Origin of the sequence: Candidatus Uabimicrobium amorphum, from assembly GCF_009002475.1 — a bacterium.
Classification (GTDB): domain Bacteria; phylum Planctomycetota; class Uabimicrobiia; order Uabimicrobiales; family Uabimicrobiaceae; genus Uabimicrobium; species Uabimicrobium amorphum.
Window position 1 is genome coordinate 1,610,091 of record NZ_AP019860.1, and the last position, 16,794, is coordinate 1,626,884.

15 protein-coding genes are annotated in these 16,794 nt (G+C 39.7%); 8 read left to right on the forward strand and 7 right to left on the reverse strand.

Annotated features, from left to right (window positions below; genetic code table 11):
• The first annotated feature begins 3 nt into the window (after window positions 1-3).
• From UABAM_RS05635 to def, 3 genes are read left to right on the forward strand one after another with little or no spacing between them, the layout of a single operon-like run.
• Entirely contained in the window at window positions 4-1,860 is a 1,857-nt protein-coding gene (locus UABAM_RS05635; RefSeq protein WP_151967025.1) for a hypothetical protein, read from the forward strand.
• Between the two features lie 13 nt (window positions 1,861-1,873).
• On the forward strand, window positions 1,874-3,547 hold the full coding sequence (locus UABAM_RS05640) for a protein kinase domain-containing protein (RefSeq protein ID WP_151967026.1): 1,674 nt from the start codon (window positions 1,874-1,876) through the stop codon (window positions 3,545-3,547).
• Window positions 3,548-3,557: 10 nt separating this feature from the next.
• Window positions 3,558-4,082 carry a peptide deformylase gene (def, locus tag UABAM_RS05645; RefSeq protein ID WP_151967027.1) on the forward strand — a complete coding sequence of 175 codons (525 nt, stop codon included), beginning with the start codon at window positions 3,558-3,560 and terminating at the stop codon, window positions 4,080-4,082.
• 318 nt (window positions 4,083-4,400) lie between these two features.
• On the opposite strand, the gene UABAM_RS05650 is transcribed toward def, so the two are convergent.
• The 3 genes from UABAM_RS05650 to UABAM_RS05660 are packed head-to-tail and all read right to left on the reverse strand — an operon-like array spanning window position 4,401 to window position 6,690.
• Window positions 4,401-4,952, reverse strand: coding sequence for a hypothetical protein (locus UABAM_RS05650; protein ID WP_151967028.1), 552 nt, complete (start codon window positions 4,950-4,952; stop codon window positions 4,401-4,403).
• Complete coding sequence (locus UABAM_RS05655; RefSeq protein WP_151967029.1) at window positions 4,943-5,764, reverse strand: DUF692 domain-containing protein; 822 nt, start codon at window positions 5,762-5,764, stop codon at window positions 4,943-4,945. Before UABAM_RS05655 ends, UABAM_RS05650 begins: the two co-directional genes overlap by 10 nt.
• Before the next feature lie 2 nt (window positions 5,765-5,766).
• A complete protein-coding gene (locus UABAM_RS05660) occupies window positions 5,767-6,690 on the reverse strand; it encodes a TIGR04222 domain-containing membrane protein (RefSeq protein ID WP_173013149.1) in 924 nt (307 codons plus the stop codon).
• 349 nt (window positions 6,691-7,039) lie between these two features.
• Between UABAM_RS05660 and UABAM_RS33890 the strand changes: the two genes are divergently transcribed.
• From UABAM_RS33890 to UABAM_RS05680, 4 genes are all read left to right on the forward strand, one after another.
• Complete coding sequence (locus tag UABAM_RS33890; RefSeq protein ID WP_261343969.1) at window positions 7,040-9,175, forward strand: GntP family permease; 2,136 nt, start codon at window positions 7,040-7,042, stop codon at window positions 9,173-9,175.
• A gap of 110 nt (window positions 9,176-9,285) precedes the next feature.
• Window positions 9,286-9,603 (forward strand): TMEM14 family protein, encoded by a 318-nt coding sequence (locus UABAM_RS05670; RefSeq protein ID WP_151967031.1) that lies wholly within the window; start codon window positions 9,286-9,288, stop codon window positions 9,601-9,603.
• A 72-nt stretch (window positions 9,604-9,675) separates the two neighbouring features.
• Complete coding sequence (locus UABAM_RS05675) at window positions 9,676-10,500, forward strand: FHA domain-containing protein (protein WP_151967032.1); 825 nt, start codon at window positions 9,676-9,678, stop codon at window positions 10,498-10,500.
• Window positions 10,501-10,842: 342 nt separating this feature from the next.
• Complete coding sequence (locus tag UABAM_RS05680) at window positions 10,843-12,762, forward strand: eCIS core domain-containing protein (protein WP_229759360.1); 1,920 nt, start codon at window positions 10,843-10,845, stop codon at window positions 12,760-12,762.
• A gap of 590 nt (window positions 12,763-13,352) precedes the next feature.
• On the opposite strand, the gene UABAM_RS05685 is transcribed toward UABAM_RS05680, so the two are convergent.
• The 3 genes from UABAM_RS05685 to UABAM_RS05695 are packed head-to-tail and all read right to left on the reverse strand — an operon-like array spanning window position 13,353 to window position 15,397.
• Window positions 13,353-14,096, reverse strand: coding sequence for a protein kinase domain-containing protein (locus UABAM_RS05685; protein ID WP_173013150.1), 744 nt, complete (start codon window positions 14,094-14,096; stop codon window positions 13,353-13,355).
• A gap of 13 nt (window positions 14,097-14,109) precedes the next feature.
• Window positions 14,110-14,853: a type I methionyl aminopeptidase gene (gene map / locus UABAM_RS05690; RefSeq protein ID WP_151967034.1), complete on the reverse strand. Its 744-nt coding sequence runs from the start codon at window positions 14,851-14,853 to the stop codon at window positions 14,110-14,112.
• A gap of 1 nt (window position 14,854) precedes the next feature.
• Entirely contained in the window at window positions 14,855-15,397 is a 543-nt protein-coding gene (locus tag UABAM_RS05695; protein WP_151967035.1) for a DUF6939 family protein, read from the reverse strand.
• Between the two features lie 74 nt (window positions 15,398-15,471).
• On the opposite strand from UABAM_RS05695, the gene UABAM_RS05700 reads away from it, so the two are divergent.
• Window positions 15,472-16,140 carry a hypothetical protein gene (locus UABAM_RS05700; protein WP_151967036.1) on the forward strand — a complete coding sequence of 223 codons (669 nt, stop codon included), beginning with the start codon at window positions 15,472-15,474 and terminating at the stop codon, window positions 16,138-16,140.
• 122 nt (window positions 16,141-16,262) lie between these two features.
• Here the strand turns inward: UABAM_RS05700 and UABAM_RS05705 are convergent, their stop codons facing one another.
• Window positions 16,263-16,790, reverse strand: coding sequence for a 3-hydroxyanthranilate 3,4-dioxygenase (locus tag UABAM_RS05705; RefSeq protein ID WP_151967037.1), 528 nt, complete (start codon window positions 16,788-16,790; stop codon window positions 16,263-16,265).
• Window positions 16,791-16,794 lie beyond the last annotated feature (4 nt).

Consider the following 16,794-nt stretch of genomic DNA (forward strand, 5'->3'; position numbering starts at 1 on the left):
GTAATGAGAATATTTTTACTTACTTTTGTATTAGTTATCACATGTACATTGTTTGCACAGGAAGATGACTTTTTCCCTCCTGAAGAAGACGAAATTCGTTCGGAACAAGAAGGCGATTTTTTTCCTCCTGAAGAAGAGGAAACTCGCTCTGAGGATGAAGACGATTTTTTCCCTGATGAAGAAAAAGAAATTCGTTCCGAGGATGAAGATAATTTTTTCCCCGACGAAGAAGAAGAAATACGTTCCGAAGAAAATAACGACGACTTTTTTCCTGACGAAGAAAACGAAAAGCAAAACGAAAACGAAGAGCAAAGCAATAACAAAGAGCAGAGCGACAACGGAGAGCAAAACGACAACGAAAAGCAAAGTAACAACGAAAGTGAAAATACAGATACGAACGAAGGTTATGACCCACAAGAAACATACTATCAGGAAGAGGATGACTACGGTGGCGGAGCCGTCATTATCAATGAAGATCGCGATGTCCGTAATATAATGATTTCCGGAACATTAGGATTCAATTATGTTTTTCGCGAAGATCTCTTTGCCGATGCCGTATTAGCAGACCAGACAACAAACCTCGATGGAGATTTTTTTGACCCACGACTTACCTTGCGTTTGGATATTATGTTTAATCAAAATATTCAAGCTGTTTTGGAACTTCACAACGAAGTACGTGTGGCAACACAGCTCAATACGGGTTTACTAGCCAACAGATCTGGAAACTTATTCATTACCAACCGTGCGGAAGAAAACAATTTTATTTTTGAAATAGAGCGCGCGTACTTGAACATTAGTGACTTCTTATTTTCAAATACGATGTTACAAATCGGTATTATTCCCAAGCGTTACGCGCTACGTGCTAATGGTGATGCTTTTTTCCTCGACCTAGGAGAATCAGAGTCCCCCTTTAATGATGGCGACCCCAATGTCGATGAAGATGGCGAAGACATCAATGCACGTGGATTTGTTTATCGTTGGCAAATGAGTGATGCTTTTCAATTGAGCCAGGTTTTCCAAGCAGATTTAGAGGCGTTTTACTTTAACACCCAAGAAAATGGGTTTTTACGCCAAGATCAGTCCATTGCTGGAATAAATTTAGACCTCGATTTCTCCAAAACCGTTGTAAATGAAGATGAATCAGAGGCGTTACTGGTGCGCTTTTTCAATGTAATCGTTGCGGCAATCTTTGGTGATAACAATCAGCCAATTTGGTCTGTCGGATTTGGTTTTGACTATTTTATGAGTAACCAACCCGATGTATACTTAATTGAATTTTATGGCGAAACGCTATTTCAATTTGGAATACTTGACCGCAAGAATCTCGCCCCAGCATTTGCCAACAAGAACCAAGCACATTTGGCCTTCGGCGGATATCTCGGAACGCGATTTTCTTACGAAAAAAGTGACTGGAAACCATTCGTCGATATTTCGATGTGGTACATTTCCGGAGATGACGACGACCCTAATCGCGACAAAAATAGTGACCTTGTTACTTTTGAAGACATTGACAGTACAATAATCGTAGAAGAAAACGATTATGGCTTAGATGTTGACTCCAACTACTGGGCGGTAAAATTTCAATCAGGTATTAGTTTAAAACCTCTCACAAGTGAAGAAATGCGTTTAGAAATATTGTACGCGCATTTTGAAGCGATAGATACGACAAATACTAGCCGCCATATTGGCGAAGAAATTGATGTACGCGTTGTATGGGAATACAGCAGCGATCTCACTTTTGTCCTGGCAGCAGGTGTACTTTTTAATTCTACATTTTTTAAAGATGTGTTTGACGAATTAGGTGCTGATGGTGACCAAAGCGTTTTTATGCTTCGCTTTGAAACTTTACTACGTTTTTAAATAAGAGTTAAAAATGAGTGCTCCCGATCAAAGAATACGCATGTTCTCCAAAGAACAATTGCAAAGCCAACTATGTACTGCAGAAAAGCCCTCTACAGAAGAGCCGTCTTCATATGAGACGGTCTATCATGGTGAAAAAACTCTGCGCCAAATACTTCGCGATGATTATGACTTTACCAAGGAAGAGTTTTTAAAAGTAGACGATAAAACTTCTATTTTTAAAAACTATGTCATCGTGGGTAAAATAGGTGTAGGTCGCTTTGGAGTCGTATACAAAGCAAAACAAAAAAATATGGGCAACCGCCTTGTCGCCATAAAATTACTACAGCCAAGGTCAGAAAAACATATCGAGCTCTTCCAACGCCAAGTGAAAGCCTTGGGTCAATTGCAACACCCAAACATCATTACCGCTATTGAATCTGGACAAATTCTCGATATTTACTATCTTGTTATGGAATATTTCCATGGCACACAGTTAGATCAATATGTACGAGGAAACGGGCCTTTAACCGAAGAAAGTACTCTGAAAATAGCCGAAGATTTGGCATCGGCATTAAAACATATTTGGTCAAAAAATTTAGTACATCGCGATATTTCTCCGCAAAATATTATGATTGGTGATCACAAAGTAAAACTTTGTGATTTTAACTTAATTCGTGCGGTAGAATCTAACAAGGGACATACCTATGGTATCGAGGTACGCTCCTATGACTATTGCGCCCCGGAACTAACTGAAAAAGGTAAACTCAGTTTTACATGCGATTGCTTTTCTCTCGGTGCAGTGCTCTATTTCTGCATGAGTAGTTATTCTCCATTTGAAAACACCAATCGCCAAGATTTCAAACAACGAATTCCACATCCATTAAAGAAAATAGCTCCACAAACCCCGCGTAGTTTAGAGAAATTTATCTATCGCCTCCTGGCTAAAAATCCAGAAGATAGATGCTCGGAACCGCAGGAGTTGTTTCGCGATGTAGAACGTCTCGTAAGACAAAACCGCAAAAGCTCTTTGATAAAAACTCTCATCCCTGTTGCAATCGCGGTAGTGCTTGCGATTTACTTACTCATTCCCCAAGTGAGAAATTACGTTAAGCACGAAATATTTGCCATCGCTAAACAAAATAATTTAGGCGAAGAAATATACAACAAGCGTGCACAATGCGTGGTGATGATAAAAGCCGATGTACTTCTGGGTAGTGGTGTGATTGTTCGCCACAAACAACAGAATTTAATCGTAACCAACGCACATGTAGTTAAAAACCAAGAGTTGGTCATTGTCACCTTAAGAAATAAAAAATCGTATCGGTTACGTGTGGTAGACCGCTACGAAGACGAAGAAATAGACATTGCCTTCATTGAATTTCCGCACGCGATACATCCAAACTATATCATGCCAATGGGGGAAAAAGTAAAAGTAGGACAAACCGTATATGCCATTGGTCATCCACGTGGTTATAAGTGGTCCTTAACCAGTGGAACGGTGAGTGCGATTCGCGGAGACAATATACAAACGGACACTCCGATAAACCCTGGAAATTCCGGCGGACCATTGTTGAATGCTGAAGGGATCATGATCGGTATGAATACCTACGTGGTGGGAAAAGCGAACAGCATAGGTTTTGCCGTATCGACAAAAAGAATACGTGAATGTTTGTTACTTTCGGAAGAACGCGATCGTTTACACTAGCGGAAATACTATGGCCAAACAACTACGCATCTATCATTATCCGCATCCTGTTTTAAAACAGCAAGCACAACCAGTATCTAACATCGCTGATAAACAAATACAAACATTCATTGACGATTTGGCGCATACTTGTGAACTCGCCAAAGGTATGGGGATTGCGGCACCTCAAGTAGGGTACTCGCTGCGCATCTTTATTTTGATGTCTCACCCCAATCCACGTTATCCTTACGCCCCTGTCATGCCGACAACAGCAGTCATAAATCCTGAAATTATCGAGTATGGCTCACAACAAATAAGCGATTGGGAAGGTTGCTTGAGCATACCTGATAAGCGCGGACAAGTGCCGCGTAGCGAAACAATCTATGTGAAGTATACCGATCGCTACGGAGAAGAAGTTTTTGCCGACTTTGAAGGATTTATTGCCCGCGTTTTCCAACATGAATACGATCATCTACAAGGCACAATGTTTTTTGAACGCATGAAGGAAAATCGACTCTACACGAATGTAGAGTTTCACAAAATAATTGGACAATAAAATCGCAGTCTATTTATGAAAATGGGACAAGTATAAATTTTATTAAGGCGTTGTTAAAATTTTACTTTCGAGGACGTGGTTATTATACCGTCAAGATAAATGGCGTAAAAATGCGTGTAGATCCTTATCATATAGGGTTTTGGAGAGATGCTGCACGCAATATATGGGAACCTAATACTTTTAAAATTATGTCTCCTACTTCATAAAGATTCCGTTTACCTTGATATTGGGGCATGGATTGGTCCCACCTCTCTCTATGCATCAAAAATTTGTAGAAAAGTAATAAGCATTGAACCAGCCTAAGACTTAGGGGCAAAATCACAGCCCAAAAATTTTCAAATGTGTACGATGGTCTTTGTGATACCATACTGCCAAAGATAGTTTTCGAACTAAACGATGAGGATCTTTTACGGCTTTTTTTAGAGAAATCGTAAATAGTCTAACACGAAAAGGTTTTGGAGAGAGATACATTTCCAACCATATCTTTTCATAGGTAAGTAATTCACGTTTTGTCTTGCTCGCTTCTTTATCAATCAAAACACCGATAAATGCCAGAGCATCGTGATAGTGTTTATTGATTCCTTTAGGATTGAATTGCGTGTGAAAATCGCAAAATTCTCGCGAAAATTTTTCTGACAAGATTTCTTTCGCCAAAGGAAGTATTTTGCAAATGCATTGGTAACGTTTGCGAAATAGACTTTGCGCAAAACGTCGTAACTCAGGCAAAGAAGCTTTCATAAATACCTCAATGTCCTCTTCACTATGCTGGAGTTTTTGTAGCATGCGACGCGGATCTTGCAAAAATTCTTCGCGTAACTGCGGTTGCGTATACAACAACGCCAAAGTTTTTTGTTGTTCGCTTAAGGCCATTTTTTTGAGATTTCCCGTGCTTTATTCAGTTCTTGTAAAATTTCATCGAAATGCGGTAGGTTTTCATCGCGTTCGAGAATAGCACCTTTCACCGCAGCTCTTTCAAAAACTTTGTGCATAATACTCCAAACTTCAGGAGGTGTTGTGTGAGAATGACTATCAATTAGCACATCTTCGTCCCAATGTCCACCGACAAAATGTAGTTGTACCACCTTTTCCATCGGCAAATGAGCAAGATATTCTTCTATATCATAGTTATAATTCGTGGCGTTGGTATAAACATTCGTCAAGTCTAGCAATAAACCACAGCCCGTGGTACGAATAACTTTAGAGATAAACTCCGCCTCGGTCATTGTACTACCCGGAACGCGAAACAAGTAAGTAATGTTCTCTAAAAGGAGTGGTGTTTTGATGTACTTGCGAACTGTCTCGACATTTCGGCACAGTACATCCACTGATTCTTGGTTGAATGGTAACGGTGACAAATGACCGATATCGATGCCTCCTGCCGTAGTAAAACAAATGTGCTCACTCCACCATGGTGGAGATACTTTCTCTATAAGAACAGCTAGTTTTTCGACATATTCTAAATTTACCCCTTCCGCGCTCCCCAGTGATAAATTTAATCCATGGGGTATCAAAGTAAATTCTTCGCGAAGCATTTGTAGCTCGTGATTTTTTTGTGGTATATCACTCATAAAATGATCGGCGACAATTTCCAAAAAATCAATTTGCTGGTGATGGAGAAAAATGTCCCCCATAAACGGGGAACGATAGCCGAGACCAACGCCAAGTTTGGGAAGAGACTCCATGTCTAACCGCCACAGCCTCCACAACCGCCACAGCCTCCACCGCCACCGCAGCCTCCTCCGCCACCACAGCCTGCACCGCAACCGCTGGCTGGAGAACTGATGCCATCGTAACTACTACGAAATACATCTTTGTACATATCGCGGTGATAACTGTCCCCTAAAACTCCCATTCCAAAAACAGCAAGGACAACGGGAAAGTTGGCTTGTGGTGTATCCTCAAGTGTTTGCTTTTTGAGTGTATCAAACATCACTTGCAATTTTTTGATGTATTGCACACCCAATTTTGTCAAACGTTGATTCTTTAGATATTGATACGCTTTCGTGATCAATATACATGCCACCACCGCAAAAATAATTAAAAAAGCGACATTTTGACGACCTTTAGAAAGGGCGGCCAGTAGCTTATAACCACTAATAGAGCATATCAAAATCATTCCCACAAGAAATGCTTGTTTAATAAACGCATAATGATTTTCAGAAAAAATCAAGTGCTGTTTTTCCAGATTCAGTTCGTGGTTAAGAAAAAAACGATCTATTTTTTCTGCCGTTTTGGAAGTGAAGATCTTTGAAAAGTCATCCGACTTGACTTGCGCGTATTTGTATACTTCCACTTCTACAGGATTACTGTCAGCAGGGAGTTCTTTTAATCCGGGGCCTATAGAGGTTCTTCCGTTCTTAGTATGCAATTCAATAAAGTCTTTTTCTGCAAGATTGAAGATCGCAAGACGAATGACCTCGTCCACACGTCCGCGTAGAAATGCAATTTGGTACGTATCAAAATTTTTCTTCTGCGGCAATGGATATGAACTACTCTTGTCTTTCAAAAAGGATAGTAACATCATTGCAATAATAATTCCTACTGTAAGAATTACCTGCAACATAAGAAAATGAGGCCCATACATATTCGCAATCATATTGTTAAACACGAAATATCTCCTATACATACAATCAAATCATATCATTCACAAAGATTACTATTGCTATTATTTCGTTCTTAGACGTCGTGGAATCAACAAGCGTTTGTTTTACAGTTGTTACGATAGCTTTTATTCTGCCACAAGTGGTAAAAAACGCTCATCACAATAGTGTGGTAGAGTCAATATTCTTATCCAAAGCCATGTATTTTGTCAAGCTATCTTTTCGTTTCACGTAGCGCTTTACTCCGCCACTCACTTTTGAAATACAAAAAACATTGTCAATTGTCATTGAGATTAAGTAACATTGAGTACATAAGTCCCCACCATCACATAACAATTGTACAAAAGAAAGATAGCAATGAGAAAACTCATATTAATCGCTCTTGGGTTGATTGCCATTGTAGCGCAAGACAACTCCTATGATTTTCCTGTAATTCGTACGTTCCAATCACCACTTGCTCATCAAGGAGTCGCTGTTGATCGCGAGCATTTTTACACCATCAAAACGCGAAGCATTGCAAAACATCGTAAAGATACAGGCAAACTTACCGCAGAATGGAACGCGACAACGCCCGGAAAAATTATCCATTTAAATAGTGGTCTAGTGGTAAATGATCGACTGTACTGTGGACATTCCAATTGGCCCAATACACCAATGAAAAGTTCGATTGAGGTGTGGGACACAAATACTTTATCACACTGCAACAGTATTCATTTTGCAAATCCTCCTGGTTCTTGTACATGGGTGGATCGTTACCAAGACTTCTGGTGGGTATGTTTCGCACACTACGACAAAAAAGGTGGTGAAAAAGGAAAAGGTGTCGAAATGACGACTTTGGTCAAATACGATGACCAGTGGCGTCCTCTTGGTTCGTGGAAGTTCCCACAAACTGTTGTCAAAAAATTTGCACCTTACAGTTGTTCCGGAGGAGCATGGGGAGCTGACGGTCTTCTTTATGTTAGTGGTCATGATGCCGCCGAGTTATATGCTCTTAGTATTGTAAAAGAAGAGAGTACTTTGCATTTTCAAAAAACCATTAAAGTAAACAGTCGTGGTCAAGGCATTGCCTTCGACAGGACACCTTCACCACAAAATTTGTATACAATCAATCGAGACACAAAAACGGTTATTGTTTCTAGCGTTCCCATCTCAACACAGTCTTCTTTGCCAATTTTTTTACTGGTAGGCGCGATTTTATTTATCGTATTTAGCACCACAAAATGGAAGTTGCATCCTTTTATGGCATTGATTTTAGCGGCTATTGGTTTTGGGTTACTATCAGGCATGGAACCCCTCAGCGTTGTCAAAGCTGTCAATACCGGATTTGGTGGTACAATAGGCTATATTGGTATTGTCATTCTATTTGGAACGATCATCGGTACTTTTCTCGAAAAATCCGGAGCGGCTTTTACTCTTTCCGAAAACGCTCTCAAAATCACCGGAGAAAAGAACGTTTCTCTATCCATGGGAATAGTCGGCTACATAGTTTCCATGCCGGTCTTTTGCGACTCCGGCTTCGTCATTCTTTCGCCGTTAAACAAGGCACTCTCCAAACGCGCCCAAAAATCGATTGCTGCTGGTGCTGTTGCTTTGGCACTTGGATTATATGTGACACACACCATGGTTCCTCCCACGCCGGGACCTGTCGCTGCCGCTGGTATTCTAGGTGCGGATCTCGGTTTAGTTATTATGTGGGGCTTTGCCGTTAGTTTTGTGGCCTTACTTTCCGGTTGGTTGTTTGCCGTGAAATACGCTTCTCGTTTTGATTTAGCGGATGCGAATATACAAGAACCTACTCCACCGCCGCAACAAGAACGTCCATCTGTATCGCGTTCTGTTGCGCCTATTTTAATTCCCATTTTTCTCATCGTATTACAATCCATCGCCAAACTGCCCTCGAAACCTCTTGGTGAAGGAGTTTTAACCCAATGGCTGATCTTTTGCGGACAACCAGTTGTTGCTCTGTTATGTGGCGTAGGCTTAGCACTGTTACTGCCCAAAAAACTACACAGCGACATGATGTCTACCAAGGGATGGATTGGAGAAGCCATTGTCTCCGCAGCTGCAATTATTATCATCACCGGAGCTGGTGGCGCATTTGGAAAAGTGCTCCAAAGTTCCGACATTGCCGCTGTTGTAGGAAATTACATTCAGGACTTTCCCATCGGTATTTTGCTACCGTTTATCATTGCCGCCGCCATAAAAACAGCCCAAGGATCTTCCACCGTTGCAATCATTACCACCGCAGGTATTGTGGCTCCTTTGCTAGGAGAGTTGCAGTTAACAGACGACACAGCGAAAGCACTAGTTGTGATCGCCATCGGAGCGGGATCAATGGTCGTTTCTCATGTCAACGACAGTTATTTTTGGGTAGTAACGCAATTCTCGAACATGAATGTCGAACAGGGATACAAATTACATACGCTGGGGACTCTTGTCGTTGGATCTGTCGCGGCATTGACGGTGTGGACACTGAGTTTATTTCTAATTTAGAGGAGGAAAGTGGAAACTTTTTTTCACTGGTTAATTTGAAAAACAGACGTTGACATTGTATTATTGTCATGAATACAACATGAATAGAAAACAAACAAGAAAGGAAAGTTATGTCTACCATCATCACCGCAGTTTTTGGTATCTTTAGTATTATTGGTGGAACAATTGGTTACATCAAGGCTGGTAGCTTAGCCTCGATCATCGCAGGTGGAACCTCTGGTGCACTTCTTCTTTTATGCGCGTTTGGAATGAAAAAAAAGCAAAAATTGGCCTTTGTTGGAGCACTTGTAATTTCTTTATTACTTGGAGCGCGCTTTGGTAACAGTTATTTCCAAACGATGAAAGTCATGCCTCACTTAATCATGGTTATTCTCGCCGCTCTCACGGCACTTAGCACCGTGCGAGATCTACTCACTCAAAAAAATTAAATTTTGCGGTCCTTGCGTCTCGGTTTGTAAGCCAGAGACGCAGAACATAACGTTACATTCAATGGTGCTTTTATGAATAAAGAAATATATCTACAGCTTATGGTTATTATTGCGGGTACGTTTCCCTACTGCGTAAATTGGTGCTTAAAACCCGGTGAACGCATAACTATTGGCAGAAAACGCGATGATTCAGATAGGGATTTGCAAATAGAGGAAAAAAATCTTAGTTTACGGCAGGCCGCCATTATAAACGACGATGGTCAACTGTTCATTGAGGATACAGTAAGTCGCGGCGGTACTTTTGTGGATGGCAAGCGTATACAAAATAAAGTGCCTATTAATATAGAAAGTCATATTAAATTTTCATCCGTCCTCAGTCTTCTGATTTGTTCCTCTCGTAATGCTGAGAAAACAAAATTTGAAAAACAAAAACTGAAAACAATTGTGGGCAACCGTGAATATTACGGCTGTACCTTTTATCTAGACGAACACAAACCTTACAATATCATTAACTCCCAATTTTACGACTGTAGCTTTCGAGGTAATGTCGAAATGAGAAATATTTACAACTGTCGATTTGAAAACTGTGGATTTAATGGTAATTTTATACTGAACATCCAAGACAAGGCCTATTTACAGGACCATTATCACGCATATTTACCATTTGTAAACGAACTAAAGCTTTCATTGGCGATGTACAACGGTACATGTCTATGTGAAGAACTAGCAAAAATCCCACAGTTAAGTCTGAATTTGTCATTTCATCGAGATTATAATCCGACAAATCTAGCAAACGAAATAAGTCATTTACAAAACCTCATTCAATTAGATTTAAGTAGCAATGATACAAGTCGAATACCCAATCTGAGTACATTGAAAAATACAAAAATTTTGTAATAACAAAACTATCCATGCAATTGCAGTAAAGTCCTCCCAAACTGTTCAAAACTTTAAATACCATTGTAGCGATTACGAATAACACAATATGAGGCATGCACACTGAGTAACCATAGCTTAACTGAATGACATTTGAGTCTGGCACCTTTTTGGACATTTGAGTCTGGCACTTTTTTCAAATTCAAGTCTGACACCATTCAATTCGCAGTACCAAATTCAAGTCTGACACCATTCAATTCGCTATATTTTTATCGCTCTTGGGCAAAAAATTTGTTAGGGTATATAAAATGTTTAGCATATTGGTAAATATTTGAAAATCAATGGTTAAAGCTTTAGGAGAACATGGTGTTTCATATTCCGAAAAGAAAAAATGCGAAGCAAAAAGTATCGCAAACAAAACCGCAAGATAAGCCAAATACAGTACCAGTTCAGCCTACCATACAAAGAACAGAAGATCTTTTCTCCTTGACGCACACAGAAGTAATGCAGCTTCAAAAAGCCGCGGGGAACAAAGCTGTACAACAACTTGTGTCTAGTGAAAATAAAACAGGTTTACCTGATAACCTAAAGCGTGGAATAGAGCGCTTATCTGGTATGGACATGTCGGATATAAAAGTGAAATACAACTCTCCTGAACCAGCCAAAGTAAACGCTCATGCCTATGCACAAGGAACAAATATCCATGTCGCTCCCAAACAAGAGAAACATCTCGCTCACGAAGCTTGGCACACTGTTCAACAGAAGCAAGGTCGTGTAAGACCAACAAAAAGCATTGGCGGAGTACCAGTAAACGATAGTAAGAGTTTGGAGAGAGAAGCGGATGTAATGGGTAAGCGCGCCAGCGTCATTGGTAGACTTATCTCGCAATTTAAGGTAAAAGAGCCTGTCTCAGAACAGAGAAGTCGACTAGTACCTATTCAACGTTATATTGTCAACGATGACGACCAAGTGGTAAAACTATTTCCAAGTAAAGAAGAAAAAGAAGAGCAAAAAGTTCTACTAGAAGAACTCAATACCAAGGTACGCTCTAAAATTGCGGAACTTGAAGATTTTCACCCCAAACACCTCGACACTCTAGTTTGGAGTGCCATGTTAAAAGTAGATGAAAATCCTGATCGTAAATTTACCATAAAAGACATTGTCAGTTACATAAAACACTTTGGAGCGGAAAAAAAACTTAAAGGCACCGAAACAGAAGATCAATTAGAAACATCGGATCAAAAATTAGATACCGATGAAATTGTAGGTGCAGACGTTGATCCTGCCGCGCTTAAACATGCCAAAGAATTGACAATGATATACGCAGTTGCTGTCGAGGAAGCAAAAAGACTGGGCAATTTAACCAATCTTTTACTTATGAAAGGTGGAGAAAAAGCCAAAGTTGTCGTACGCAAATTTCCTGGGGTAAAAAGCATGGATCGCGCAGCCTTCAAAGCTGTAATCAAGAAAAAAGGTGAAACAAAACAGATCGCCGATATTCTAGCGAGTTCTTTAGTTTTCGACGATGTAGAAGATTTGAAAGACGCACTTCCTGGTATTCGTGCATACCTAGACAATAATAAAGATAATGTAACCCTAGTGAATATCAAAAACCGTTTCACGACACCTTCTCCCCAGGGCTATCGCGATATATTGATGAATGTAAAGCTCGCTTCAGGGCATGTGGGGGAAATTCAACTCCATATATCCAAAATGATTGCTGCCAAGAAAAAGGGTCATAAATTATATGAAGATGAACGAGAACTCAGTGAAGAGTTCGAAAATATCGATATTCCATATTTGAAGAAGATGTTTAAAGATATCGACACCTTTTTTAAGAATCAAACAAGAGATAAAAAAGCCACCATCAAGCATATAAATACTATTCGTAAAGCACGTGGTCTTCCTCAATCAGAAAAAGCCACCAAACTGGAAAATGAAGTAAAAGCCGCGGACGCCACAAAACTTAAGCAAGAATTAATCAAAGACTTGCAAAAACAAGCTCATGATGAGTTTTATGGGCCAGCCTGGAAAGAAGAACAAAAAGATTTTGATCCCGAAGTTTTTGATGAAATTATTAAGGAAATTGGTAAGTTCAAGAAAAAAGGTGACAAAAGCCAAGATATCCAAAAAACCTACAAGAATCTCTTTGGTAAAACAGAGCTAATTAAGTTACACGAAGTATTTTTTGTCATGGCCTATGAACTTGTGCGCGGTTATGAACGCGAATTAGGTAGAGACGTCATTGACAATTTAGCAAAGTACAGTAAAAGTATGACATAGATACAAAATCAAAGACACGGATACCTCAGTGGTATTCGTGTTAAACCCGAATATTTATTGTACTTTCTCGCTCTAATAGTCTCCCAGGGCTTTTGTATTTCCTAAGTCTCCTGCTTTACGATACCAATATTTAGTATTGGTATCCCTTGCCTTGTCATACATCTCCCCCACTTTACATTGATTGGTGATGCTTACCAGCGCGTTTATAGAATACATTACAGTTTGGCTATCATTTTTTCCCCCAACCTTCTTCGTACATAATTCCTAACTGGTACAGTGCATCAGGTTCATTGTCAATTTTTTTGTAGTGATTTACCTTTTATTGTTTTTATTTTCGTTCTCGTTCAAAACTATCCACACAGCAAAAGGTTCCAGAACTACGGAGTAGTCTAAATTTGTAGGGTGCCATAGGTAGTTAGATATCACAAAATAACGACCCGTCATTTTGTCGGGCGTCTCTGTAAAATAACAAGGATAAATGACATTATTTTAAAAAGGAGAACAAATGCGCCCTATCCGAATTTCGATGATCAACGGTTTGTTTCATATTAGGATATGTTTATTGTCTATATCAAGTTGTGATAACAAGATTACAAATTCAATTGCAATAAAGCCTGCTGGAACTGATCAAAACTGTCAAATCGATCTGCTGTGTTTTTTGATAGAGCTTTCATCACGATATCGTCCAAGTCACCTATATTACAAACAATCTTTTTTAGTGATACGGGATCTTTGTACTTGATACGTTCAATAATACTTCCAGGTGTCGAACCTGAAAAAGGAGGGAAACCTGTCAGTACAAAAAACATGACAGATCCGAGAGAAAAGATATTGCTTGGTACATCAATGTTGTTGCTGTCCAGCTTTTCGGGCGAGGCATAGTTATCGATGCAGATGTAGTTAGTGTATTTTGCTGTCATACTTGGATAGTCGAGAAATCCGTCTACTTTTACAACGCCTTTTCTGTTGACCATGATACACTCTGGTCTAAGATTGGGATGGTTGATGCCTTGTTGACTGACAAAGGAAAGTACGTCTAGAACTTGAATAAAAAGTTTTACGGCTATTGGTGGTACAAGTGGACCAAATTTGCGAATAACATCACAGAAGTTCTCTCCGCAAAAGTTTTCCAAGATACAATAGCGGTTGCCTATTTTGATGTCGCGTTCTGTAATTTCGTGATGACACATATTAGCGTTTTTGATTTTTTCAATACGTAGTAGATTTGGATGTTCGATGGAAGAGAGCTTTTTGGCTACTGCTAAACGTTTTTTTTCTATGAATTCTTTTTCTTTTTCGTAGTCACTTTTACTCTCTTCACCGTAGTAGCGCATGTTTATACCTTTTTTAGGCAGTAACGATAATCGCACCATTTTTTGTTACAACGATGGTGTGCTCAAACTGTGCAGTAAAGTAGCCTTTCGGAGTGCACAGGCTCCAACCGTCACTGCTTAACTCCACCCAACTACAACCTGTGGATAAAAATGGCTCGATCGCTAAAACCATACCTTCGGTAAATTTGCGTTTGTCGTTTTCCCGGGAAAAATCGGGAACGTAGGTCGGTTCTTCGTGTAATTTTCTCCCCAAGCCGTGTCCACATAGGTTGTGGATAATGGAAAAGTTGTGTTTTTTTGCGCCGCGGGTGTACACTTTTTTTAGCATTTCCATTTTTTGATTGGCTTTGATTTTTGAAATCGCTTCGTTGAGGACATTTTTTGCTGTTTTGCACAGTAGTTGTAGTCGCTTATCTTCAACCTCTACAGGAAATGTCGCTCCTGTATCAGCGTAAAAACCATCTAACTCCGCAGAAACGTCAATATTGACCATATCCCCTTTTTGGATGCGACGTTCTCCGGGAATTCCATGGGCGACTTGTTCGTTGATACTTATGCATGTGTAGCCAGGGAAGTCGTAACATTTTTTTGGTGCGGAAATGGCTCCGAAACTTTCTAGCGTTTCGCGACCTATTTCGTCTAGTTCCTTCGTAGTGATCCCTGGTGTGAGATGTTTACTCATTGTTTTTAGTGTTGTCGATACCGCTTTACCTACGGCTTTTAATTTTTCTAGCTCTTTTTCACCAGTAATTGACATATTAACGGTCCTCATTTTTCTTGATTAAACGGTTCAGGTATTGCACTAATAAACTTGCATGTGCAAGGGGAGAAGAGGGGTTATTGATATCTCCGTTGTTTTCTACATCATAAAAATATTGCGAAACTCCTTGTTGCGCATTTTGAAGAATTGTCGCATAGACCTTACTGTCTATTTTGTTTTGCAAAACCCATTCGTAGGCCACTTTGTAAATTTTATAACGCGCTTCGACGACAGATAGTAATTTACTTCCATATTGATGCCCTTCTGGTTTTCCTCCGCGTTTTTTTCCAGGCCCACGGAAATAACGTGGGGCAATTTTTTTGCGAATGACCTTTAGTCCCTGCCATATTCCTTCCACAGTATCGCTGTACTCTCCGGCTTTTTTTGGTATGGGTATATCTCCATGCACATAAAAAGGGCTAAACTGGCAATATGGTTCTTCCGCATAGCTACTGACATCAACGAGAAGTGCATCTTTAGCAACGTGATCTATTTTTGCAAAAGCGACAAAATGACATTTCGCATATTTAGTTTTTTTCATAATTTTTCCAAAAAAACAAACTTTTTATTTTGTATATGGTTTTATCCAGAAAGTGATTAACAGGAGAACTAAATATGCCAAAATTTTTATTACTATTATTTTTTATCACAGTCACACATTCGCAGCAAGCACAAAAACTGCAAGAATATACATCTATCAAAATTGCACGTATGGATCATGATGCGACTGTAAAACTAAAGATGGAGTTTTTCTATTCATCCAAAAATACAGTTCGTTGCGAAGTTACGTGGGAGGGCGGAGCGGAGTTAATGCTAAAGCGTATACATAAAGACGACCGTCATCTCCAAAAGCAACAACTAAGGAAACTAAGCGAAAAACGCTTAAAAAAAACACAGGCTTTGCAAAAAATAGCGGTAACATATGATTGCTTACATCGAGAAATTGTGCTGCACTTGGTCAAGAACCGTGAAGAAAGTGGCTTGGCTCATAACATTTCTGTTAAGTTACAGGTAGTCGATACGCCGCACAAATTTACAATAAAATGGCCTTTGGGGCGTAAAAAATTTGCCGAAGAGCTAAAAAAAATTGAGCCTAAAGAACAAAAAGGATCGTTATTAAATAGCGTAGAATGCCGTAAAAAGCCCGGTCTTTTTGTCACGACATATCCTGCGGGAAGTGACGTATACGAAAAAGTAGTTCCCGGCAAAAAGTGGAAAATTGAAATTCACGACAATACGGATATTAAACCGCGGAAGCCCGCTATTGTAAAAATATCCCACTAGAATAGTGTCGTATTTTACTCTTTGTTTTATATGAAAATAGAATGGATAGACTGTTCAGGCAGGTGAAGCGCGAACGAGAAAAATAAGCCCAACGATTGTCGGACTTATTCTGTTTTGATAACCTATACGAAGCGATCATCCACTTCCATCACCTCGCCTGTTTTAGGGCAGGTACGAAGTTTTTCAGAAGAATAGAATTTTTTCATTACCGGCAAAAAGTCTTTTTCGATATTGGTCAGATGAAAGTATTCTTCATATAACTTCTCATTGGATTTATCGGCGTACCAGATCAGTCCGTCTTTGTGCTCTGGCTGGCGTTTGTATTCGATGACTAAACCCACTGTATCGGCAGGACGAATCGGAGAGTGAGGAACTTTTGCCGGAAGTAGAAACATTTCACCTTCACGGATAGGAATTTCTACACGTTTGCCATCTTCTTGTATCGCAACCGTAATATCCCCTTTTATTTGGAAAAAAAGTTCTTCGGTTTCATTGTAGTGGAAATCCTTGCGTGCATTGGGACCTCCCACGATCATCACAATGTAATCTCCCGACTCAACATATAAATTTTTATTACATACAGGTGGTTTTAACAAATCTTTGTTTTCATCAATCCACTTGTAAAGATTAAAAGGGCGTCGAATAGACATATTT

Excerpts from the sequence above, each read along its gene's own strand:
- UABAM_RS05705 (WP_151967037.1), bottom strand. The coding sequence starts at position 16,790 with ATGTCTATTCGACGCCCTTTTAATCTTTACAAGTGGATTGATGAAAAC.
- UABAM_RS05695 (WP_151967035.1), bottom strand. The coding sequence starts at position 15,397 with ATGAAAAAAACTAAATATGCGAAATGTCATTTTGTCGCTTTTGCAAAA.
- UABAM_RS05655 (WP_151967029.1), bottom strand. The coding sequence starts at position 5,764 with ATGGAGTCTCTTCCCAAACTTGGCGTTGGTCTCGGCTATCGTTCCCCG.
- UABAM_RS05680 (WP_229759360.1), top strand. The coding sequence starts at position 10,843 with ATGGTGTTTCATATTCCGAAAAGAAAAAATGCGAAGCAAAAAGTATCG.
- UABAM_RS05685 (WP_173013150.1), bottom strand. The coding sequence starts at position 14,096 with ATGCGCTACTACGGTGAAGAGAGTAAAAGTGACTACGAAAAAGAAAAA.
- def (WP_151967027.1), top strand. The coding sequence starts at position 3,558 with ATGGCCAAACAACTACGCATCTATCATTATCCGCATCCTGTTTTAAAA.
- UABAM_RS05650 (WP_151967028.1), bottom strand. The coding sequence starts at position 4,952 with ATGGCCTTAAGCGAACAACAAAAAACTTTGGCGTTGTTGTATACGCAA.
- UABAM_RS33890 (WP_261343969.1), top strand. The coding sequence starts at position 7,040 with ATGAGAAAACTCATATTAATCGCTCTTGGGTTGATTGCCATTGTAGCG.
- UABAM_RS05635 (WP_151967025.1), top strand. The coding sequence starts at position 4 with ATGAGAATATTTTTACTTACTTTTGTATTAGTTATCACATGTACATTG.
- UABAM_RS05700 (WP_151967036.1), top strand. The coding sequence starts at position 15,472 with ATGCCAAAATTTTTATTACTATTATTTTTTATCACAGTCACACATTCG.
- UABAM_RS05670 (WP_151967031.1), top strand. The coding sequence starts at position 9,286 with ATGTCTACCATCATCACCGCAGTTTTTGGTATCTTTAGTATTATTGGT.
- UABAM_RS05640 (WP_151967026.1), top strand. The coding sequence starts at position 1,874 with ATGAGTGCTCCCGATCAAAGAATACGCATGTTCTCCAAAGAACAATTG.
- map (WP_151967034.1), bottom strand. The coding sequence starts at position 14,853 with ATGTCAATTACTGGTGAAAAAGAGCTAGAAAAATTAAAAGCCGTAGGT.
- UABAM_RS05675 (WP_151967032.1), top strand. The coding sequence starts at position 9,676 with ATGAATAAAGAAATATATCTACAGCTTATGGTTATTATTGCGGGTACG.